This is a genomic window from Sphingobacteriaceae bacterium (assembly GCA_016715905.1).
GTDB lineage: Bacteria > Bacteroidota > Bacteroidia > B-17B0 > Aurantibacillaceae > Aurantibacillus.
On the sequence record JADJXI010000020.1, the window covers coordinates 465992 to 489040 of the forward strand.

General features: G+C 34.6%; 19 protein-coding genes and 1 pseudogene. 6 read left to right on the forward strand and 14 right to left on the reverse strand.

The features are described 5' to 3' along the window. Position 1: 1 nt before the first annotated feature. From IPM51_17385 to IPM51_17395, 3 genes are read right to left on the reverse strand one after another with little or no spacing between them, the layout of a single operon-like run. Positions 2 to 736 (reverse strand): class I SAM-dependent methyltransferase, encoded by a 735-nt coding sequence (locus IPM51_17385; GenBank protein ID MBK9286071.1) that lies wholly within the window; start codon positions 734 to 736, stop codon positions 2 to 4. Beyond that, on the reverse strand, positions 733 to 1608 hold the full coding sequence (locus tag IPM51_17390; protein MBK9286072.1) for a glycosyltransferase family 2 protein: 876 nt from the start codon (positions 1606 to 1608) through the stop codon (positions 733 to 735). Before IPM51_17390 ends, IPM51_17385 begins: the two co-directional genes overlap by 4 nt. 4 nt (positions 1609 to 1612) lie before the next feature. Next, positions 1613 to 4120, reverse strand: a complete 2508-nt coding sequence (locus IPM51_17395) for a BamA/TamA family outer membrane protein (protein MBK9286073.1) — start codon at positions 4118 to 4120, stop codon at positions 1613 to 1615. Between the two features lie 40 nt (positions 4121 to 4160). Here IPM51_17395 and IPM51_17400 point away from each other — a divergent pair, with 40 nt between their 5' ends. After that, positions 4161 to 4922, forward strand: a complete 762-nt coding sequence (locus IPM51_17400; GenBank protein ID MBK9286074.1) for an RNA methyltransferase — start codon at positions 4161 to 4163, stop codon at positions 4920 to 4922. A 1-nt stretch (position 4923) separates the two neighbouring features. Here the strand turns inward: IPM51_17400 and IPM51_17405 are convergent, their stop codons facing one another. From IPM51_17405 to IPM51_17415, 3 genes are read right to left on the reverse strand one after another with little or no spacing between them, the layout of a single operon-like run. Next, positions 4924 to 5298 carry a DUF1573 domain-containing protein gene (locus IPM51_17405; protein MBK9286075.1) on the reverse strand — a complete coding sequence of 125 codons (375 nt, stop codon included), beginning with the start codon at positions 5296 to 5298 and terminating at the stop codon, positions 4924 to 4926. Positions 5299 to 5358: 60 nt separating this feature from the next. After that, a complete protein-coding gene (locus IPM51_17410; GenBank protein ID MBK9286076.1) occupies positions 5359 to 5799 on the reverse strand; it encodes a DUF1573 domain-containing protein in 441 nt (146 codons plus the stop codon). A 58-nt stretch (positions 5800 to 5857) separates the two neighbouring features. Next, positions 5858 to 6364 (reverse strand): DUF1573 domain-containing protein, encoded by a 507-nt coding sequence (locus tag IPM51_17415; GenBank protein ID MBK9286077.1) that lies wholly within the window; start codon positions 6362 to 6364, stop codon positions 5858 to 5860. 113 nt (positions 6365 to 6477) lie between these two features. On the opposite strand from IPM51_17415, the gene IPM51_17420 reads away from it, so the two are divergent. The 4 genes from IPM51_17420 to IPM51_17435 are packed head-to-tail and all read left to right on the forward strand — an operon-like array spanning position 6478 to position 15283. Beyond that, the gene (locus IPM51_17420) at positions 6478 to 9114 is read left to right on the forward strand and encodes a valine--tRNA ligase (GenBank protein MBK9286078.1); all 2637 of its coding nucleotides are present in this window, start codon (positions 6478 to 6480) and stop codon (positions 9112 to 9114) included. Positions 9115 to 9119: 5 nt separating this feature from the next. Continuing rightward, a complete protein-coding gene (locus IPM51_17425) occupies positions 9120 to 10199 on the forward strand; it encodes a DNA alkylation repair protein (protein MBK9286079.1) in 1080 nt (359 codons plus the stop codon). A gap of 27 nt (positions 10200 to 10226) precedes the next feature. Then, the gene (locus IPM51_17430) at positions 10227 to 11648 is read left to right on the forward strand and encodes a SpoIIE family protein phosphatase (protein ID MBK9286080.1); all 1422 of its coding nucleotides are present in this window, start codon (positions 10227 to 10229) and stop codon (positions 11646 to 11648) included. A 56-nt stretch (positions 11649 to 11704) separates the two neighbouring features. Continuing rightward, complete coding sequence (locus tag IPM51_17435) at positions 11705 to 15283, forward strand: SpoIIE family protein phosphatase (protein MBK9286081.1); 3579 nt, start codon at positions 11705 to 11707, stop codon at positions 15281 to 15283. Here the strand turns inward: IPM51_17435 and IPM51_17440 are convergent. Both IPM51_17440 and IPM51_17445 read right to left on the reverse strand, forming a co-directional pair. Continuing rightward, positions 15280 to 16062 (reverse strand): hypothetical protein, encoded by a 783-nt coding sequence (locus IPM51_17440; GenBank protein MBK9286082.1) that lies wholly within the window; start codon positions 16060 to 16062, stop codon positions 15280 to 15282. The genes IPM51_17435 and IPM51_17440 overlap by 4 nt on opposite strands. 97 nt (positions 16063 to 16159) lie before the next feature. Then, positions 16160 to 16810: a hypothetical protein gene (locus IPM51_17445; GenBank protein ID MBK9286083.1), complete on the reverse strand. Its 651-nt coding sequence runs from the start codon at positions 16808 to 16810 to the stop codon at positions 16160 to 16162. 376 nt (positions 16811 to 17186) lie between these two features. On the opposite strand from IPM51_17445, the gene IPM51_17450 reads away from it, so the two are divergent. Further along, entirely contained in the window at positions 17187 to 18179 is a 993-nt protein-coding gene (locus IPM51_17450) for a T9SS type A sorting domain-containing protein (protein ID MBK9286084.1), read from the forward strand. A 51-nt stretch (positions 18180 to 18230) separates the two neighbouring features. Here the strand turns inward: IPM51_17450 and IPM51_17455 are convergent, their stop codons facing one another. From IPM51_17455 to IPM51_17480, 6 genes and pseudogenes are all read right to left on the reverse strand, one after another. Next, positions 18231 to 18461 carry a DUF1311 domain-containing protein gene (locus IPM51_17455; protein ID MBK9286085.1) on the reverse strand — a complete coding sequence of 77 codons (231 nt, stop codon included), beginning with the start codon at positions 18459 to 18461 and terminating at the stop codon, positions 18231 to 18233. Further along, a complete protein-coding gene (locus IPM51_17460; GenBank protein ID MBK9286086.1) occupies positions 18434 to 18682 on the reverse strand; it encodes a hypothetical protein in 249 nt (82 codons plus the stop codon). Before IPM51_17460 ends, IPM51_17455 begins: the two co-directional genes overlap by 28 nt. Further along, positions 18672 to 18950 carry a hypothetical protein gene (locus tag IPM51_17465; protein ID MBK9286087.1) on the reverse strand — a complete coding sequence of 93 codons (279 nt, stop codon included), beginning with the start codon at positions 18948 to 18950 and terminating at the stop codon, positions 18672 to 18674. The genes IPM51_17460 and IPM51_17465 overlap by 11 nt, the downstream gene beginning before the upstream one ends. 566 nt (positions 18951 to 19516) lie before the next feature. Then, positions 19517 to 19840: a hypothetical protein gene (locus IPM51_17470; GenBank protein ID MBK9286088.1), complete on the reverse strand. Its 324-nt coding sequence runs from the start codon at positions 19838 to 19840 to the stop codon at positions 19517 to 19519. A gap of 123 nt (positions 19841 to 19963) precedes the next feature. After that, complete coding sequence (locus IPM51_17475; protein ID MBK9286089.1) at positions 19964 to 20146, reverse strand: hypothetical protein; 183 nt, start codon at positions 20144 to 20146, stop codon at positions 19964 to 19966. Positions 20147 to 20179: 33 nt separating this feature from the next. Then, positions 20180 to 20329 (reverse strand): annotated as a pseudogene (locus IPM51_17480) (hypothetical protein). Positions 20330 to 23049 lie beyond the last annotated feature (2720 nt).

Below are 23049 nucleotides of genomic sequence, written 5' to 3' on the forward strand. Positions count from 1 at the left end.
TTTATTTTTGAAAGACGAGGATTAAACGTTCTGAATGTTCTGGAGAAAATACATTCAGTTGATAATCTCCATAAGTATTGATTAATTTAAAGTTGCGCTTAGCGGCAAAATTTTCGAAGTCTGCCTTATCAAATAAAGAAACTTGTTCAGTAAACTCAAATGTTTTGCCTTCTGTTTCAAATTTAATGGTTTTATTTATTCTATTGTGCGCTACTTTTTTAGAAATATAAAAATCAATGGGTGCGCGGTGTTCAATATGCTCGCATTTAAGCTGCTGCATTACCTTTGTTTTGTTAAAAAAATCAACCACAAATAAACCATTTTTTTTGAGCGAATCATAGGCAACTTTAAACACCTTTTCATTATCTTTTTCATTCTCAAAATAACCCAAACTGGTAAATATATTTAAAACACAGTCAAAATAGTTTGTGCGAAACAAATTGCGCATGTCGTGCGTGTAAAATTCGCAATTGGTAGTTTTATTTTTAAGGGCTGACTGAATGTTTTCCGGAGAAAGATCAGTTCCGGTTACTAAATAATTATTTTTAGCTAAATAGAAGCAATGTCTTCCATTTCCACAGGCCAGGTCCCAAATTTTTGCATTTGGTTTCAGATTTAAATTTGCACTCAGATTATTAAGAAAATCAGCGGCTTCCTCTTCATTTCTATAATTATAAAGTAGGTGATAATAAGGTGAGTTAAACCAATCTTCAAACCAATGTTTTTTTTCTGTCATTTGATAAGTTTATAGTTTTTATTATCACCAATTCGCCAACCTGTTAATCTTTCCACTAAAAAAAGAAAACGATATTTTAAATTAAATTTTGCTTTGGAGGGATCATAATGAAATTTCCAATTAGCATTAGCTATTCTTTTTTCCATGACTTTGGGATGCGTTCCTTTAAATTCTACTAATAAGTCAATCTCAGAATAATCAAAGTGTGCAGTTTTTTTAATATTTTTTTCCATCCACTCATCGGTATGCCACATTTTATGAAAATTTTCCTGCTTGTTTTGCTGAGCTTCCGGAGGTTTTACCCAACCGTAATGATAAATATTCGCTCCTGTGGATTTTACTATCAGTTTTTCTCCTGATTTTAATCTGAATCCCTGAGCATCTTTAAAGGAACGGATGTTTTTATTGTTTTTAATAATTCTGATTTCATGCTGATACCAGCGCTTGCCTGCGCCCACGTAATTGTATTGTCCGTAAAAATGTTTGTATTCAAATAGCAAGCCTTGGATGCGAGGGTCGTCTTTGTATTTTTGCGCAGCAACTTTTATGGTATTTAAATCATTTTCATGAACACATTCGTCACTTTGAATATAAAAACACCAATCAAATTCAGTTGGAATGGCATCAAATACTTTATTGGTTTCTTCTGAAAGTACCAGGCCTCCCTCGCGTAAACTATCATTCCAAATTGTATCAATGATTTTTATTTTATCTGATTTTATTTCCTCAATTAATTTTCGGGTATCATCATCACTGTTTCCAACACCAACATAAAACACATCACAAATGGGTAGTATAGAAAGAATGGCTTCCTCCACGGGGTAATCGTAGCGTAATGCATTTCTTATTATGGTAAAACCTGCTATTTTCATTTCATTAAAACGGATAACCAATTCCAAAATTCACAATAGTTTCTTTCCAAGGTTGTTTATCAAAAGTCCATCTGTTTCCAACCGCATATTTAGGGTCTCGCAAGGGTGCAGCAAAATCAAACCGGAGTACAAAGAAACTTAAATCCATACGAATTCCAATACCTCCACCCATTGCTATCTGATCTACAAAACGGTCAACTAAAAACTCTCCTCCGGGTTTGGTAGGGTCGGGCTGTAATCTCCAAATATTTCCGGCATCGGCAAATAGCGCCCCGTTTAGTGATTTAATAATATGGAATCGGTATTCGATATTACCTTCTAAAATCATATCTCCAATTTTATCAAAGCGTGTTGAACTTCCTGTAGGGTCATAAGCGCCCGGGCCTAAGGTACGAGCTCGCCAGGCACGAATACTGTTTGGCCCCCCGCTAAAAAAGCTTTGCTCGTAGGGTAATACGTTTAAGTTTTTTAATGGTTTTCCTATTCCACCGGACAAACGATATACAACTCGACTTTTTTTCCGAATGGGAATATAAATCCGATAGTCGATATCCCCTCTCAGAAATTGCGCAAAGGGTATATTATAAATTAAAAACCGGTCTAAACTGTCTTTTGTTCTACCGGTCATGGAGAATGCCTGGCGGAGAATATTACCAGAAGACTGAACACCTACCCGAAGGTAACTAACGGGTTTGGAGCTGGTGTTTGAATTTTCTTTGGAAGAATACGTGAGTGCGTATCGGGTTGCAGTGGTAATGTGATCTACAAACGAATTAAATAAAAACGCATCATTCAGTGATTTTAAGGCAGACTCAAAATTTCCTTTAAAAGTTGAATTCACAAAATAGATTTCTAGAGGAATAATTTCATGACGTATTTGATTTTGGTGTGTTTTAAAACTTAAACCATAATCTATATCCGTAATGGTTCTGTCAAATTCCGAACGATTTTGATAATTAAATGAACTGCGCACAAAAGTATGAGGTGCCATTTCTTTTCTGAATGGGAATAGCGAGAAGGGAAAGAATGCACGAGGTACCGAAAAAGAAGCTTCAGGTCCGAATTGCAAAGTATTAAATGTATTACGAATTTCAGTGATATCTGTACTCTGTTCGTCATCGGTTAGGGGTTGTTGTGCTATTAAAGCTCCTTGTAACTTTATTTCAACTAATTCCCCTCCCTTAAAAAAATTTCTGTTTTGATAAACCAAGCTGCCATCAACCCCCAAATTTCCTGAAGTATTAATTCCTTCCGTTTCAGCTGTAAGAGATTGTTTGATGAGCGGATTACAAATAATATAACAATCTAATCGGCTACGGTAATCTCTGCTTTTAAAAAATTGAATATTTACGTTTTTAAATATTCCTAAGCCCAACAAAGCGCGGTACGTAATTTCAGCTGTATCTTTTCGAAATAAATTGCCTGATTTAATATCAATATTGGCAAGTAGCACAGAAGGGCGAAATGGCATAGGGTTGTTAAGCAAAAATACAACATCAGAATTTTTCACTTTGAGCGTATCCTTAAAATAAACTTCTCTTAAGTTGCCGGGTACCGGTTCAGGAATAAAATAAATATTTCCGATTTTATATTTAACATGATTATCTAATACAATAGAATCATTGCTGGAACTAAACGGACGTGAGAATTTTTTTAAGTGTATATTGATAGAAACCGTATTATTGGCGAAACCTGAATCAACATCAAAATTTAAATAAGCGTTTTCAAAATAATAATAACCGTTATTTAAAGCGAGACTGGTTAGGCGTTGCCTTTCTTTAATCAAATTTTCTGTATTGTATTTTTGACCAATTACTAAAATAGAATTCATAGAGTCTGTTCTAATAAGTTGCCCCAGTTTTTCATCATCCATTTGATAGGTTATTTTACCAATGGTGTAAGGTTTTTTTGGAAGTAATATGTATCGCACGGTAGCCAATTTCCCGCTTTTATCTAACTGAACGGAATCTTTAACCTGCCCATTAAAATGACCTCTGCTGAATAAAAATTTGGCTAATTGTTGACGGGTTTGTTCTGTAGCGGAAGAATCTAGGATAACAGGTTCTTCACCGATATCTCTTAAACTTTCTTTGAAAATTAGACTCTCTTTATCTTTTAACTTAGGGCTTTTAGGCGCTTTACCTTTTTTTTCCCGCTTTTCGTTTTTAATTTCATTTTTCTTTATGCGTTTGGCGTTAATTACATCATATTTTTCATTTCGGGCGAATTTTTTGCGACTAATTTTTTCTTGGTCAAAAAGATTATACCACCAAACGTAAAAATGGAAAGTACGGAATAATTTGCGGTTAGGTTTTTGCCGGATGTAACTCAAAAAAATATCTTTTTCAATATTGGTCTCTTTAATATTCTCGATTTCAATTTTATCAACGATGTAGTGGCCGGGTTCTAATTTTTTACTGATATTGCAGGATTGACTCAACATAATAAATGCCAAAACAATTAAAAAAACAATGCTGTTTTTTGAAAATTTTATTTTTCGAAATAATTTCAAAAACTACTTGATAAATTGTACTAATTTAGCCTAAATTATTATGATAAGTAAGTCTCGTTTAAAACAAATTAAGTATTTGCACACAGCGAAAGGAAGAGATGAGTTGGCTTGTTTTGTTGTAGAAGGTGAGAAGACAGTTTTGGAATTATTGCAACAACAAGCCAAATGCGTGGTTGCGCTGTTTGCTTTACCCGACTTTTTAAATCAAAACGCAACGTTGTTAAAGAGCAATGCTTTAGAGCTAACCGAAGTGAGTGAGCATGAGCTAGGCCAGTTGAGTTTACAAAAAACTCCAAATAAGGTGCTTGCAATTTGTAATTATTTTGAGCAAGTTGAATTAAAAGACAGCCAATTAACTAATGTTTCCGTTTTTCTGGATGAGATCAGGGATCCCGGAAATTTTGGCACATTAATTCGTTTATGCGATTGGTTCGGGATTAAAACTTTATTTTGCTCGAAAGGAACCTGTGACTTTTATAATCCAAAAGTGATACAGGCCAGTATGGGTGCCTTTATGCGTGTGCAAATTATTTATACGGATTTGAATCAATTGTTAGCTGAAAAAAAATTCAATAAGGTTTATGGAGCTGTGCTTAATGGTGAGTCGATGTATGAAGTGAAATTCGAAAAGGGATTACTGGTTATAGGGAATGAATCCAATGGAATTTCTGAAGAAAATATTGCCCTCATTAATACAAAAGTAAAAATACCAGCGCATGGATCGAGTGGAACAGAATCATTAAATGCAGCCATGGCCGCTTCAATTTTAGTTTCGGAAATGTATAGGCAAATCGGAAATTAAATTACTTTTTGTTTAATACAACGCCCTTGTACCTTAATTTATACGGACCATTTTTATCATTGCTCTGCACTAATACAGTTCTGTCTTGTCGGTCGTAAACGGTTTGGGTATTAAATAGAATGCGAATAATAGTATTTTTCCCAGGTAATACCGGCGCTTTATCAAATTCCGCAGTGGTGCAACTACATGTTATGTCAACAGAGGTGATTAAAAGCGGTTCGTTACCGATATTGCTTATTTCAAAATCTATTTTAACTACTTCTCCTTTTTTAACCATTCCGAAATTTTTTTTTGCGTCAAGTACTTTAAGTTTGGGTTGTGCATATGCAAAACTGTTAAAGAAAATAAGCAAAAGAAGGAGGAAGAATGTTTTCATGAGTTTAAATAAAAAATCCTTCGAAATTTTTCGAAGGATTTAAATGGAGGTTTAAGGTGATTATTCGCCGGCTAAAGGTTTAGCCTTTATTTCACCTTTTATTTTAACTTTTTTAGTAGCGTATTTTGCGTTGGAAGAAATCGTTACATTTTTTTCAAATCTTCCTTCCCGTTTAGTATCGTATTTAATTTTGATAACACCACTTTTTCCGGGTAAAATAGGTTCTGTTGGCCAGCCCTGTTTACCATCTATGCTGGTAGCTGTACAACCACATTCTGCAGTAACTGCAGTTATGGTTAAAGGCGTTTTACCCACATTGGTGAATTTAAATTCGCGTAATCCGTTTGAATCATATTCAACACTACCGAAATCAATAACTTCCGATTCAAATTTCATATCCGGCGCATTTGGATCCGGATTAGGTATCACTGAATCTTGAGCTTGTAAGGTTGTGAAAATGCTCAACAACAAAGCAAATGCTAATAAGGCTGTTTTTTTCATGTATTCTTTTTCGGTTAGTGTATCAAAAATTATTCCTTTAATGAGAAAAGATTAAATATTAACCTTTTTTCTCAGTAGGTGCGCCGGTAGCCGGAGTATTTTCAGGAAAAGCAACATCAGTTGGTTTAGCTTCAATATTCCCTTTGATAGTCAAAGTAACAGTTCCGCTTTTTGCATTGGAATTTACAGTTACTGTTTTGTAAATACCTCCAACACGTTGTGTATCATATTTCACCTTAATAACTCCTGCCTTACCCGGTAATACAGGCTCGTTAGGACACTGAGGCACAGTACATCCGCAACTACCAACACAATTGGTAATTACTAAAGGTTCTTTACCGTTATTAATGAATTTAAATTCGCATTCACCATTCGCGCCTTGTTTAATGGTGCCATAATCATGTGTGGTTTTGTCCATTTTAATATCCGCTAAACTGGCCGGAGGAGCCGTTGCAGTTGAGGTAGCTCCATGATTATGTCCATCATTTGCCGAGTGCCCTTCCTGAGCATTTGCAAAAAAGGTTAAACCTAAAGCCAAGCTGATTGTAAATACAAGTTTTTTCATAATTCTTTTTTTAAATTGATGATTGCTAAAATCGTGCCATAAAGATATAACATACTTAGATTTGTTTCAGTATTTTTACGAAATTTAACAATTAAAATAAGTTAAACTTGCACATGGAAATTGCAAAAATATACAATCCGCAGGAAGCAGAAAATAAATGGTACACACATTGGATAGAAAATGATTTTTTCACTTCTGTCCCCGATAAACGTACTCCATATACCATTGTGATTCCACCTCCTAATGTTACCGGTGTTTTACATATGGGACACATGTTGAATAATACCATTCAAGATGTACTTATTCGTCGAGCGCGTATGTTAGGCTTTAATGCATGTTGGGTTCCGGGAACAGATCATGCCAGCATTGCAACTGAAGCGAAGGTGGTTAATCTGTTAAAGGAAAAAGGAATTAAAAAAAGTGATTTATCGCGAGATGAGTTTTTGAAATATGCCTGGGAGTGGAAAGAAAAATATGGTGGAATAATTCTTGAACAATTAAAAAAATTAGGAGCTAGTTGTGATTGGAAAAGAACAAAGTTCACCATGGATGCTGATATGAGCGAAGCCGTAATCGACGTTTTTATTGACTTATATAAAAAAGGAAATATTTACAGAGGTGTACGCATGGTGAATTGGGATCCACAAGGTTTAACAGCAGTAAGTGATGAGGAGGTAATTTACAAGGAAAGTAATAGTAAACTGGTATATGTAAAATATAAAATTAAAAATACAGATCAATTCATCACCATTGCCACCACGCGTCCCGAAACAATTATGGGCGATACCGCAGTATGTGTTCATCCGGAAGATGAAAGATATGTACAATATAAAAATGCAACTATTATTGTTCCTATTGTGAATCGCGAGGTTCCTTTAATTTTTGATACGTACATTGATAAAGAATTTGGTACAGGAGCCCTTAAAGTTACGCCTGCTCATGACATTAATGATTTTAACCTCGGACAAAAACATAAATTACCGGTAATTGATGCGCTTAATGCCGACGGAACCATTAGCGAAGCCGCAGAAGCTTATGTTGGTATGGATCGTTTTGCTGCACGTAAAAAAATTATTGCCGATTTGCAGGAAATGGGATTGGTAGAAAAAATAGAGGAAATTAAAAACAAAGTGGGCCATAGTGAAAGAACCAACGCCGTGATAGAACCCAAATTATCGATGCAGTGGTTTTTAAAAATGGATCAGGTGAGTAAACCTGCATTGGAGTCAGTGTTGAGCAACGAAGTAAAATTAATTCCCGAGAAATTCATCAACACCTACAAGCATTGGATGGAAAATGTGCATGATTGGTGCATTAGCCGACAATTGTGGTGGGGACAACGAATTCCGGCCTGGTACGACGGAAAAGGAAATACCGTGGTATGCAAAACAAAAGAAGAAGCCATTGAAAAATTAAAAATTAAGAATCCCGAATTAAAAATTGATGAAATTAAACAGGATGAAGATGTGCTCGATACTTGGTTTTCTTCGTGGTTATGGCCTTTAACTGTTTTTGATGCTAAAATAATTCAAAACGGTTGGGATAAGGCAAACAACGATTTAAAATATTATTATCCAACGAATGATTTGGTTACCGCTCCCGAAATATTATTTTTCTGGGTGGCGCGCATGATTATAGCCGGAAAAGAATACACCGGCAAAAAACCTTTTTCAAATGTTTATTTAACCGGCATTGTACGCGATAAACAAGGAAGAAAAATGAGTAAACAATTGGGTAACTCTCCCGATCCTTTGGATTTAATTGCGAAATATGGTGCCGATGGTGTTCGTGTGGGCATGTTGTTGTGTTCGCCTGCGGGTAATGATTTAATGTTCGATGAATCGTATTGTGAACAGGGAAGAAATTTTGCCAATAAAGTTTGGAATGCTTTTAGATTAATTAAAGGATTTGAATGTGCCGAAGTGAAACAACCTGCAGCTTCAGATGCGGCTGTAAAATGGTTTGAAAATAAACTGGCCGAACAAATTGAAGTAATAAACGATTACTATAGTAAATACCGGATGAGTGATGCCTTGATGGCTACTTATAAATTGGTTTGGGATGATTTTTGTGCCTGGTATTTAGAAGTGATTAAACCGGAATTTGTAGATGGAAAAGCAAAGCCTATAGATGTTTCTACGTATAAGAGCACCATTTACTTTTTAGAAGAATTATTAAAACTCATTCACCCCTGGATGCCATTCATTTCTGAAGAAATATGGCATTTGTTGGAAGAGCGAGATGTTAAGGATTGTATAATTGTTGCGCAATGGCCTAAGTTAAAAGTTACTAACAATTCACTTCTACAACAATTTGAGGTAGTGAAAGAAATTGTTACCCAGGTTAGAGGATTACGTCAGCAAAAACAACTTTCGCCTAAAGAAAAACTAGAGGTAATCGAAAAATCAGGTGCTAGGCATTCTTTTTTTGATGAGGTGGTTATTCGTTTAGGGAATTTATCAAACTATTCCTATAGCAAAGACAAAGTAGACGGGGCATTTTCATTCTTAATTCATTCTACCGAGTTTTACATTCCATTAAGCATGAATATTAATGCAGAAGAGGAAAAAAGCAGATTAATTAAAGAGCTTGATTATAATAAAGGTTTTTTAAAGTCAGTTCAAATTAAATTGGCGAATGAGAAATTTATGGCCAATGCTAAGCCCGAGCTTATTGAATTGGAAAAGAAAAAAGAAAGCGACACTTTAAATAAAATTAATTCATTGGAAGCGCAGTTGAAACAGTTGTAGAAAAAATGAGTGAGCTGAAAAATTGGTTTAACAAAAATTATTTTGAAGAGCTTGGATTGGCTATCAAAAGTAATTTCCCCGAGTTTAAAACCAAAGATTTCGTTAAAAACGTTTGTGAGGATTTAGATGAATTGGAGCTAAATCAACGCATGAGAAAAACCAGCGTGGTATTGCAAGAATTTGTGCCGAAGGATTTGGAAAAAACCATCTCCATATTTAAAAAAACTATTCCGAATTTAAAAGCGGGTTATACTAATTTGATTTTTCCCGACTATATTTCAATTTACGGCAAAAATCATTTAAAGGCTTCTTTAGATGCCTTAAAATATTTTACAACATTTGGTTCTTCAGAGTTTGCCATTCGTGTATTTTTAAAAAGCGATTTCAATATTACTTTTGAGCATATGTTAGCATGGTCATCAGATAAAAACTTTCATGTTCGTCGCTTGTCATCGGAAGGTTCACGACCCCGTTTACCCTGGTCGTTCAAACTCGAAAAAATTATTGAAAATCCCGAGCTCACCTTACCTATATTAAATAACTTAAGAGCGGATGATGAACTTTATGTTCGCCGCTCTGTGGCTAATCATTTAAATGATATTTCAAAAGATCATCCCGGTTTGGCCATTCAAGTTGCTAAAAAATGGAAGGGAAAAAGTGAATTAACCGATCATTTATTAAAACATGCCTGCCGAACGCTTTTAAAGGGAGGAAATTCAGAAATTTTAAAATTATTTGATACTCACGATGTAACATCTTTAAAAATTTCCAAGTTAAAACTTTCTTCTGCAAAAATTAAAATGGGTAAAACCCTTGAATTCAGTTTTTCTATTGAAAATAATTCATCTAAACCGGTAAAAATTCGGGTGGAATATGAAATGGTTTTTAAACGCCAATCCGGCGATGGAAAAAAGGTATTTCACATTAGTGAACGTGTTTTAAATGCCAATGAAAAACAAAGGTTTTCAAAAAGTCATTCTTTCAAAACGATAAGCACCCGAAAGTATTATCCCGGTAAACACGCGGTGGCTTTGATTGTAAATGGCCATCATCAAGGTTATAATCTGTTTGGGTTAACAAACTAAGTAATTTTAGCTTACCTTAGCTTTTCTATGAATGATACAATAATACAGGAGTCTGAAGTTGTACATGAATTCAATAGGTCAACCGATAAGGCGCATGTAATTGCCTGCTGGGTTGGTATTATTTTAAATTTAGCCTGGTTTGCGAGTGATTATTTTGTATTACCCGACCATTGGTTTCAATTTCTGTTGTTTCGTGTGGTTGTTTCTTCCGTTAGTTTTATCCTTCTGATATTCAGAAAAAAGTTTAACATCAGTATTTATTTTTGTGCTTTTACACTTGTATTAGGCATATCTGTTCAAAATTCATACATGTGGAGTGTGATGGATGTTTCGCATTTGCAACAACATGCTTTTGCCTATATCGCTTTGTTTATTGGTGTAGGTATGCTTGTGCTTTGGGAGGTTATTTATTCATTGATTATAGTAATCGTTTCATTAATTACAAACGTAGTTTTTTATTTAGCTTATAGTCCGCTTACCGTTGATGAATTTTTAACTCACGGTGGTTTTCTTACTTTAACTGTTGCCATATTTTGTGTTTTTTTGATACGAACGCGTTATCGTTTAACCTATAAAGAAATACGGAGTAGAATGGAATTGGCGAATTCAAAAAAAATAATTGAAAAGGAACACAAAATAGTAGTGGAGCAAAAGAAAGAAATATTAGATAGTATCAATTATGCTAAACGAATTCAAAATGCTATGCTGGCCAGCGATAGTTTATTTCAAAAAAATCTTAATGACTATTTTATTTTATTTCAACCTAAAGATATAGTAAGCGGTGATTTTTACTGGGCAACTGCGGTTAAATCGAAACAAAACGGAACGGAACAGGATTTATTTATTTTAGCAACAGCTGATAGTACCGGGCATGGAGTTCCTGGAGCGATGATGAGTATGTTGAATATTGCCTGTTTAAATGAAGCGGTAAATGAAAGAAAGTTATATAGTCCGGCAGCCATATTAAATCATGCCCGCGATAAAATAATAACTTCTTTGGCAGATGATGGTAGCGTTGATGGGGGTAAAGACGGCATGGATTGTAGCATTGTTGTATTTAATTTAAAAGATAAAAAAATAAAAGTTGCAGGAGCCAATAATCCGGTTTGGATAACAAGAGAGTTAAAAGAAGGAATAGAATTATTTGAAATTAAGCCTGATAAAATGCCCGTGGGTAAACATGAAACTGGTAACAAATCATTTAGTGAAAGTGAATTTGAAATTTTGCCGGGTGATGTTGTGTATACGTTAACCGATGGCTTTCCGGACCAATTCGGGGGAAACCGACAAAAAAAATATACCTCCAAAAGATTGCGTGAAGAGTTGAGGAATATGCATAAATCTTCCATTCACACTAAAAAAGAGGTGTTAATGAAAAATTTCAGCAATTGGAAAGGGGATGTAGAGCAAATTGATGATGTGCTGCTCATTGGCGTAGCCATCTCCTGATAAATTTTGCGTACTTCATTTAGATTCTTAACTTTAAGTGTCTATACCAACATAAAATGTATCGCATATCTTTAATTTTTTTAATTGTTTTTGTTGCTTGCAAGCAACCTCAAGCCCCATCTGCTTCAAATAATTCTAAAGCCGATAGTTTATCCGTTAAGGAAGTAACTTTTAAAAGTGTTGAAACGCACAAAGCTGTACCCAATAGCGTAGAGGTTGGTAAACCGGTTATGATTAATGTGGGTAAGGGACAAGCTTATCCGGCAAATGCAAATACAACTCAGGTTGAGGATTTAACGGCTTTTGCTGCTGAAGTTTTACCGGAGCGTAAACTTGGAGCCGACACTTTAAAATTACCCAAAACATTTTCGATAAGCCTAAATTCAAAATTATGCATGCATTCTCGTCCGGTACATGCTCTTCCTCCGCGTTTTAAAGACGCGGCCATTTCTGATATACAATACCTGGATGTAGATCAGGGATTGGTTTCTTCTACGCTTAAGTGTGTGATGACGGATAAAACCGGAAATATATGGATTGGCACTAACGGTTCGGGAGTGTGCAGATACGACGGAAGATCTTTTTTTAATTTCGATAACCGAAATGGATTAAGTAACGATAACATACTTTGTATGCTGGAAGATAGTAAAGGAAATCTTTGGTTTGGCACCGAAGGTGGAGGTGTTTGTTTTTTTGATGGAATAAATATGAACACCATTTCCGAGGAAGAAGGATTATCAAATTCTACTGTTTTGTCTCTTTTAGAAGGTAAGGATGGTAAAATCTGGATTGGAACAAATGGTGGCGGAATGTACGCGTATGAAAACAACTCATTAACCGTATATACAGAAGAACAAGGATTACCTTCATCCAGCATCCGTGCTTTACATTGCGATCAAAAAGGAAATATTTGGATAGGAACTACTGGAGGCGGAGCCTGTTATTTTAATGGCACTTCTTTTTTTATTTTAGGTGAAGACGAGGGGTTAAACAGTACTATCATTCATGACATTTATGAAGATAAGGAGGGTTTAATTTATTTTGCGACTGATGATGGCGGGGTAAATATTTATGACGGAAAAACCGTTAAATACATTACAAAAAAAAGAGGATTAAGTAGTGATTGCATCATTTCTATTCATCAGGATAAGACAGGGAATTTATGGCTAGGAACCTATGATGCAGGTTTGTGTATGTATGATGGTCATGAAATTAGAATTTATAATACAGAACATGGATTAACTAATAATTATATTTTATCTATAGCAGAAGATAATAATGGAAATTTGTGGTTAGCTACCAAAGGCGGCGGTATTTGTAAATTCAATAACGCCTCCTTTTCTCATTTCACCAATAAAGAGGGCTTCGGACAAAACACAGTTCGCGCAATTTGTGAAGATAAAAATGGAAAGTTATTTTTCTCAACTTACGGCGATGGTTTAATAACTTATGACGGGAATAATTTTAATCATTATGGTGAAAGTGATGGTTTGCCGTCTAATCGATTAAAAGCATCAGTAGTCGAAGGGGATAACCTCTGGTTGGTGCCCGAAAACAATGGTCTTTTAAAATATAATGGTAAAAACTTTGAATGGTATACTGAAAATTCGGGATTAGTGAGTGATTATGTATTGAGCCTATGCCAGGATAAAAAAGGATGTCTTTGGATTGGCACCGATGAGAGTGGAATTTGTTGTATGAAAGATGGAAAGTTTATTTCCTTTCCGGAGGAGGAAGGATTAAGTGATGCGATTGTGCCGGCCATATTGGAAGATAAAACCGGAAATATCTGGATAGCCACTGAAGGTAGCGGATTGTGTAAATACGATGGTGAAAATTTTACCTGGTACACCAAAGAAAACGGATTAAATAGTAATTATATAGCTTGCCTGTTTCAGGATTCCTCCGGCGATTTATGGGTTGGTACGGATGGAAGAGGAGTGAATGTTATAAAAGGAAATACATTGGACAAAGCAAATCCGGATATTTCTAAATTCACAGTAAATGAAGGATTAAGTAATAATGTTGTGCGATCGATTACCCAAGATATGAAAGGTAATTATTGGATAAGTACCGAACACGGATTGAATTACATTAAAAAAACAAATGGACCATATAAAGTTCATGTTTACACAACGGCCGATGGATTAAAAGCAAATGATTTTTATGGAGCGGTACATATAGATCAAAAAAATATAATCTGGTGGGGAAATGGAAAAGCTTTAACGAATTTGAATTTAAATAAATTTAAAGAACCTGAAATTACACCGGTAATACAACTCAACAATATTGAGTTTGAAAAATCTTTTGTTGATTTTCATGCTTTAAATGATCCTGAAAAAATAAATATGGATATGCATGTGGGTGAAAAGGAAAAAAAGAATTTACGAAAAATCCAATTTGAGAAAATCTCTGATTTTTACAACTATCCAAAGGATATGACCATTCCTTATGCCTTAAGTCAAATTGAATTTGAATTTAGTGCCATTGATTGGAGTGGTCCGGAAAAAATAATGTATCAATATATTTTGGTTGGCCAAGATGAAGATTGGAGTCCTGTTTCTTCCGAAAACAAAGCCTTTTATAATAAGATTACCAATGGCGATTATGTTTTTAAAGTGAAAGCTATTGGTGTTTCCGGTAAATGGAGCGAAGAGTTTTCCTATTCTTTTAAGGTTTTACCACCTTGGTATCGCCATCCTATAGCTTATGCTTCTTATGTGCTTGCTTTTTTTGTGGTAGTTATCGGATTCAATAATATTCGTACTCGTCAATTAAAATTGCAACAACAAGTATTAGAGCGTACAGTTGAAGAGCGTACGGCAGAAATTGTAACACAAAAGGAATTGATTGAACAAAAGCAAATTGAAATTCTAGATTCAATTAATTATGCGAAACGAATTCAAAGCGCCATGCTCGCCAGTGACCATGTATTCAGCAAAAATTTATACTCTTATTTTGTTTATTTTCAGCCCAAGGATATTGTAAGTGGCGATTTTTATTTTGCCTCACCGATTAAAGACGGAAAGTTTGTTGTTGTTACAGCTGATAGTACCGGTCATGGCGTTCCGGGTGCCATGATGAGTATGCTTAATATATCTTGTTTAAATGAAGCAATCAATGAGCGAGAATTAGCCAGCCCGGCCGCAATTTTGAATCATGCCCGAACCCGAATTATTTCTTCATTAGCCGAAGATGGTAGTGATGAAGGTGGAAAAGATGGTATGGATGCCAGCGTTATTGTTTTTGATTTCAAAAACATGAAAATGAATATTGCCATGGCAAATAATAATGTATGGCTAGTGAGAAATGTAAATGGCAAGCCTGAGCTTATTCAATATAAATCCGACCGCATGCCTGTAGGTAAACACATGAAAGATCATATTCCGTTTACTGAACAGGAAATTGCATTGCAAAAAGGCGATCAGATTTATGCCTTCACAGATGGTTATTGCGATCAATTTGGTGGTCCCAAACAAAAAAAGTTTAATTACAAAAGATTGAAAGAAGAACTTTTATTAATTGATGATTTACATTGCAACGAAAAGAAAGAACATTTACATCAATTGTTTCAAAGATGGAAAGGTGACTTGGAGCAAGTGGATGATGTATTAATTATTGGCGTAAAGGTTTAGTTTTTCAAAGATTCCAGAAAGTTTAAAATAGCTTTCCAATATTCTTCATTGTTATTGGAACTTTCCCACAAAGCTCTAGATCCGTGATGACCGATTGAATCCGGAATAAATTGTATTTGATTTACACCAAGTTTTTTATCTTTTAACATAGCGCTTAATTCCGGTGCTTCTTCCTTAGAGGAAGTCACCAGCATGGGCTTTTCAAAAGTTTTAATTTTTTCGGTTAATGATCCTTTTTCTTTTTGAAAATAGTCGCCGGGACTAAACGCAATTACTGCACGAACATTTTTATGATCAATGGCGGTATAAAGTGAAAGTACCGAAGAGTAAGAACTTCCCCACAGAATAACATTTTGTTTGTATTTTTTAGCTGCGAATTCTACAGCTGCAATAATATCCTGCTCAGCATCTAAAAAATCTACGGCTTTGTTTAATTTCAACGCTTCTTTATTTGTTTCATTAATGGATTCTACAATTCCGCCGCCCGATCGTTGATCAATTGCTAAACAATTATAACCCAGTTTGTGTAACTTTGGGGCAATACCCGAATATTCAAATTTATTGTAGCGGGCCTGATGACATAATACAATAACAGGAGCGGAATCATTATAGTGATATAAATTGGCGAATACCGTTAAACTATCTAATGAGGGAAATTTAATTTTTTCAGGAAAGGGGTTTTCCTTCACTGTTGGTGTTTCCGGACAGTTAGATGTTTTTTTATCATTGTTACAGGAGCCTAAAAGAACGATAACCATAACTAAAATGTAATTTTTCATGACGTAAAATGTTTAAGATTTATATTTAATGCTTACTTGTAGATGTGTTTTAATTGTAATAATCGTGCAATCAAATATAATCTAATTTAACGGCATATCAACAACCACACAATTCAACTACAATTATTTTTTTCGTCTTCAATTTTTTCAGTAACCTCTTGTATTGCTTTTTTTCTGAATCAATTAATTTTTCTTTGCGTAGATACAAATCACAAAATTGTTTCAATTCCGCTTTGTAAGTTTCCTTGGCACTAAATTTATGTACTTCCAATCTGCAGCCCACTTCGTCGCCTATAGGGTATTCTATCATTCCTTTCTTTTTTAACCAAAGGGTGTCAGTATACTGCAGTGGGCTTAGTACTTCAATGTGGTAATCATTTTTCACCCAAATTTTTTTTAGACTAATGTTTTTAATTTGACTGAGATGAATATAACGAATATGCTTTTCACTTAAATGAAACGGGTGCATAGGGAAAGATACGGCTTTGGCTAATTTTTCATGATCTATTATTTGGGAATATATGGCAAGAGAATCTGTTTGCCCGAAGTTTTTGCGAAATGCAGTTTCAAAAAGTGAATCGTTACCAATGTAATTTGAATAATCTTCGGTAGTTTGTGCATTTACCACAAAGGCTTTTTGACTTTTTCCGTTTTGCGTATACTTTATTTCCAAAAGCCAGATTCCAGCTGCAGCATTGCCAAGGTTGAAAGTAAAAAGTAACACTAAAGAAACGGCAAGCTTAAACATGATTGGAAGAAATAGTTTTGTTAAATCCTTTTTGCAATTTACGAAATTCTTAATATTTTGCCTCTTACTTTTTATTTGATATTCGCAATTAACTTATCTCAACAATCTAATGTGCAATAGAAATTCCATAACCGAACCAATTATCAACTTTGCATGAGCCTAAGTCAGGAGGAATGATTAATCAGGTTGGTATGGCTCAACGAAAAAAGGTTTAGTTTTATTTTCGGCGTCTTCCTATAAATTCTTCAAAATTATAGGATATAAACTCATTGATAAATTTAAATGGAATTAGTGATGAATAATTCCTGTTAAAATGATTGCGGTCATTTATTTATTTGATGTTTTCTTATAACTTAGTTAACATAAAATTAATCATATGAAAAAGATCTACTTATTATTTATGGGGTTGTTTGCTTTTACCGATGTAGAAGCTCAGCTTACTTTAACCAAGGCGGCTAATTGCCCAACTATTGGTGATTTGGTTACATTAAAAGAATACGACTCAACCGGCGTGGTGCCAAAAGCCACAGGTACCGGACAGGTCTGGGATTTCTCTAATTTAACTACTACTCTTTCTGCTTATACCGAATCTTACACTTCTGTTTCTGCACACCCATCAGCCAGTTTATTTCCGGGTGCTGATTTAGCAAAATCAAGCGGAACAACTGAAGTTGAATTCATGACTGTTGGAAGCGGTACGATGGAATTTAATGGCTTTTACAAGCCTGTTGGGCCGGAAATTTTAAGCTTTACCAATACGGCTCAATTATTTACTTGGCCGGTTAGCTTAGGCAGTTCAGGTAGTGATGCGGCAAGCGGTGCGCTAAGCAACGGAACACTAGTAATGGGCGCAAGCGGAACTATTAGTTATAGTGCAACTGGAGTAGGAACAGTAATATTACCAGGACCAAAGACACATAGTAATTGCCTTCAAGTGATTCAAACGGTTTCACTAACTGTTACTTCCGGTACCAACACTTTTCAAATTGATGAGAAGAGATATATGTACTACAGTTCTTTGTCTAAAGAAGGTATAGTTGAGTATGCATACACTACAGAAACTACCGGAACAGTGGTTACTAAAAGTTTCGAAATGAAAATGAGTCAAGAAGCATTGATTGCAGGAATTTCTGCAAATCAATCTACTTTAAAGGACGTGCGTGTTTTCCCGAATCCGGCAAGTGGCACTTTGCAATGGTTTGGAAATTCAGATGGGAATGTACAATTAATAGACATGAAGGGTGTTGTGGTGCGTGATGAAAAGAATATAGGAAGTTTAGATATTTCGAATTTACCAATTGGAATTTATAATTTACGAATGATTAATGAAAAAGGAATCCTCAATAAAAAAGTGAACATTCAGGAATAATTAAAATCATTTAAAAACTTAAAGCCCGGTTCAGCAATGATTCGGGCTTTTTTATTTTTCGGATAAATGTGATTTCAAATTTCTTAATTCTACAATTCTGTTATCGGTTAATTCCCGCAAACAAAATAAATAGGAGATGGCACGTATATGACAACCGCCGCAACCAGCATAACTATCGTAAATTATTTTGCAATGCTGATCGCGAAATGTTCGCCATGTTTTTTGTAATCGAATGAGTTTATCGGTTAAACTTTCTATGGTGTTTGTTTTCGGGAAATCCATAATAAACTATCATATACTTGAGTTAAAATAGAATCGGATTTTTGAAAAGATAAATTGGCGCAAATTCTTTCCGATAAATTGTCGCCAGCCTTGTTATTGCAATCTACCTGGTTTTTGTATTTCAGATAGTCCTGATTTTTGATATGTTCAATATCACCTTGTGCATGCACATGAAACACCAGAAGAACAAGTATAGCAGAATAAAAAATATTAGGATTCATACTTTTTTCTTTTGGCTTGCACTTGTTTTACAATAAGTATAATGATGCCGGCAATGGAAAGGAATAAATTAACAAAACCGATTACCAGGGCCAAATCATAAATTAATTTAAAATTAAAATCATCAACATAATGATTTGGTAATGCGCCGGAAAATGCAAGAATAAAGGTGATATATAATGTGCACAGGCCAAGCAAAACAAAAACTACATAATATATGGCGAGTATGGATATGGAAAATTTTTGAAAGTGTGCAAATATTTTGTACAATAAAAAAATGTAAACAAGGAACACTACAAAATTTATTATTTCTAAAACCATTATCTTATAAAGTATTTATTATTGCGTAATAGTAAATATACAATTTAATACTATTGTAAGGTGAAAAGGTGTTGAATCGTTAATCAATAAATTTTATAACTCCACATTTGAATGTATTTGAACCCGATGGATTACTGGTATTCAAAATGGAAATTAAGATCAAATTCCATGCAGTTTATAACTAAATTAGAATTATTGGATTGATTATCCTTGGAGATAGATTCAGTTAAATTAAAATACGCTCAGCTACACCATCTACTAAACATCCAAAATAAAGTACGCAATTTTCATTTCGGTTTAATTTTTTTTGTTAACCGTAATGGATTTGTTAATCCTGTTTCTAAAATTGCTCAACGTTTTTGACACCGAAATTAAATGTGTCTATTATACGTTCCGGTGAATACTCTTGTGGAATTAAAAAGGCATGAATCGAATTTAATACAAAAGTATTTTGAGGTATTGCTATTTCCGGTAACTCAATATTTAATTCCATTGGTGGGAATTAAACATTCAATTTATTGTCTTTCTAAACTATCCTTTTTTAAAATCCCGAATTCCTTGGCTACATGATAAGTGGAGTGATATCCTTTATCAATTCCAAAGATGCTGGTGTTACCGCCTTCATCTTCTTTTTTGCCCGGCTTCACCATTAAACGGTGTCCTAAATTATTAATCAAGTATAAATTTATTTTGTTTTCTCCCAATGCATTGTTGTATTCCCATTTAGTAATATCTTTTATTCCGGCATAAGCTTTTGTTTCTTTATCTGCAATAGTATCTATTTGATGTAAACCCGCCCATTGTGAAACAAGATATTTACTATTTCTATAATCAACCACGCCATCATTAATTCCATGATAAATAATTAATTTGGGGTAAGCACCTGTGTAATTAGGATTTTGTTCTTTTACAAATCTAACTAAAGCAGTATCGAATAATTCACATTTCCTCCCGCATTACTTTTACCGCCTGAAAGGCATTGGTTGCCGATTTTGCATATGCGCCGCCCGCAAATACGGCTGCGCTTTTAAAAGCTGTGGATGAGTTGCGCTCATCACAATACTCATGGCTGCTCCGGTGGATAGTCCGCTGATAAAAATTTGAGTAGTATCTACATTGTATTTTTTTTGGAGTAAACTTATCATTTCAAAAATAGATTCGTTTTCCCCGCTGCCTTTTCAATATCTTTTTAAAAACCAATTGAAGCAAGAATTGGGGTTATTAGCGCCTCTTTGTTGCGGATACAACATTATAAAATTATTTAAATATGCCAGTTTATTCCATCCGCTTAATTCTGCAACGGCATTGGCATTTTCTCCGCAACCTGTAGCATTACTACTAAGGGAATTTTAGTGCTGTCTTTTTCCGCTTTTGTAAATATACATTCTTAAATTTCCCGGATTTTCTAAACTCTTCATTTCTTTTAAGGGGTAATCAGATTGACAATAGCAGCTCTGACAAATCAATAAAAATGAAATTATTAAATAAATTATTTTCAACAATTACAATAATGCTTTTTTAATAAATAAAATTAACTTCTAACTTCTAACTTCTAACTTCAACTTCTAACTTCTAACTCTAACTTCTAATCCTCTAACTTCCTAACTTCTAACATCTACTTTTAAACCTTGGTTTTGGGATTAAATGCCGCCTCTATTTGGCAATCCAGTCTTTTTAGTACTCATTTTTCATGAGTTCTCCAACGAGTTTAAAAAGGGATGTCGTCAAACCCTTTTTAAAACGTATACAGCTTTTACCCATATCCAATTTTTTGTTTACTGTGTTTGGGAATTCACTCACAAACCATTTGTAATTTAGGATCGGTGTAAATGCCCATGTGATAAAATTAATGGAATTTTTTTGCGAAGCTATTCCGGCAAAGGGTAGGGGTTCGCTGGGTTTACAATGATATCCCGCGGGATAAATAGTGTGCGGAACAACATACTCCTAAACCGCCATAACTAATGCCGGCCTCAAATCCTTTGGGTAAATTTTAAGTATGACTTCGTGCAGTTGATTAAAGGCTTCGGCTCTGTGCACGGCACATTAATTAAAATTTCATGTACCCAGTTTTTCCGTTTGCTCATATCCATTTTAACATTAAAGATAAGCTATTTGTAATATATTTTACTTTAAGGCTTTCTGTAATTTTGTTTAAGCCAATGTTTGGCCTTTAGCTCATCTTGAAACAATTTAGTGGAAACTTTAGGTTTATTTACTTTAATGTAGAAATTCGCAAGTATTAAGTAGCCAAATTTTTATTGCTTACAATGGCAGTGGCTTTTCTGTTTGGTGGATTGTGTTCTGCCATAATGCTCTTGCTTCAATAGGAACAATAAATAGATTATTTTTTCCATCAATGAGTACAAGAAATATTTATCGTTTTCACCAATTCCACTGATGCGCTTCATATTGCTCTTTCATTGATTCAATGGTGAGCTCGGCCCCTTCTTTTATTCTCACATATAAAATATGATCAGCATATTCTAAAAATTGAATTGGACGTTTTCCTTTTCATGTTAAATTCTGCCGAGTTTATTGTATTGTATGTAGTCAAAGTAAGTGAACTTTTCACAAAGTGTTTTAAGTTTAATTTAAAAGTTAAGTTAGTTTTTGATGTTCATAATTTTTCTCATTTTTTCATATTCCTCCTTCTTTTTTAATGAATTTTGTTTGATTTTTCTCTTTCTTTTAAAATTAGTTCTCCTCGTCCAAAATAAACATCAGCAGGCGTTAGATTTTTTAAGACTCATGATAACGACCATTGTTGTAATTTCCTTGAACTTTTCAATGGCCGCAATTAATTCTTCCGGTGAATAATAATTATCAAGCTTCACAACGTTTTCATTGTTCGGTGATAACGTTCAATCTTGCCGTTTGCGGATACATGGGTCACCTGCCGTGTACCTGATCCATTCCATGATTGTCTTTCAAATATGTTTTTGGGATTCCGCCTGCAATGTAAACGCAGGACCATTGTCGGATAATAATCTGGGCCGTTGTTTAGTTACAATTCTTGCTTTATAATTGCTCTGTCAACGGTTCTTTTTACGTCCTGCACTTTCATTCCTGCACAAAGCTCCCAGTGTACTGACATAACGGCTGTAATCATCTAAAACGGTACTCAAGTAATACCAACCCCATCCAATTATTTTAAAGTAAAGTAAAATCAGTTTACCACATTTGATGAACGAATCCTGTTTTGTTGTAAACTCATCTTTAGCTGCTAAAAAAATATGCTCGGGTGTTGTTATCAGTCCTCTTGCTTTTAAAATCCGGTAACCTCGATTCAGAAATAAAATTTATTTGTTCATCTGATTAATTTGCGCGACTCTCTTGACGATAATTTCAGGACACTCACAAGCAAGCTCTAAGCTAAGTTTTTTTTTTTGTTCCCCGGGTGTTGTGTTCCACTGCCAGTTAGAAGTGCGCTTACAAGGCTCTAAACCATCAATACCATTGTCGGAATAGGATTTGTACCAGTTGGTGTAAAACGTGCTTTTGTTTAAACCGATTTCGCAAGCGTTTATTAACGCCGATTTCGGAACGGACAACAATTTTGATTATCTCTTGTTTTTCGGAAGCTGTAAATCTCGCTATACTTTTGAATTTTGCAGTTCTCCAATATTTTCAAGCTTTTTTACGATATCATGGCGCAATACTAAATCAGCTACGGTTTCCTTTAGCTTTTGATTTTTCTTTTCTGAGCTCCGCTACTTCATCACTGGTTGCTTCCTGGTTGTATCCCCTGATAATCTCTTCTTTCCCGCTTTAAAAACTCTTTGTTCCATTTATAGAAATTGAGATGGGTTAATGGAATACTTCCTGCATAATTCAGCTACTGGCATCTCAGCTCATGTAAGCTTCCATTACAATATTTATTTTTGTTCTGAACTAAAATGTTCTTTTGATTTGACGTATCTCTTTTATAAAGTTCTCCGCTGTTTGTTTTTTCTTTGTTTCCTTGGTATTATAAAATTTATTGTTTTCTGGAAACCTCTCTTAGTTTTAGTTAAATTTAGTCCACTTTATGCTGACGATTTACATC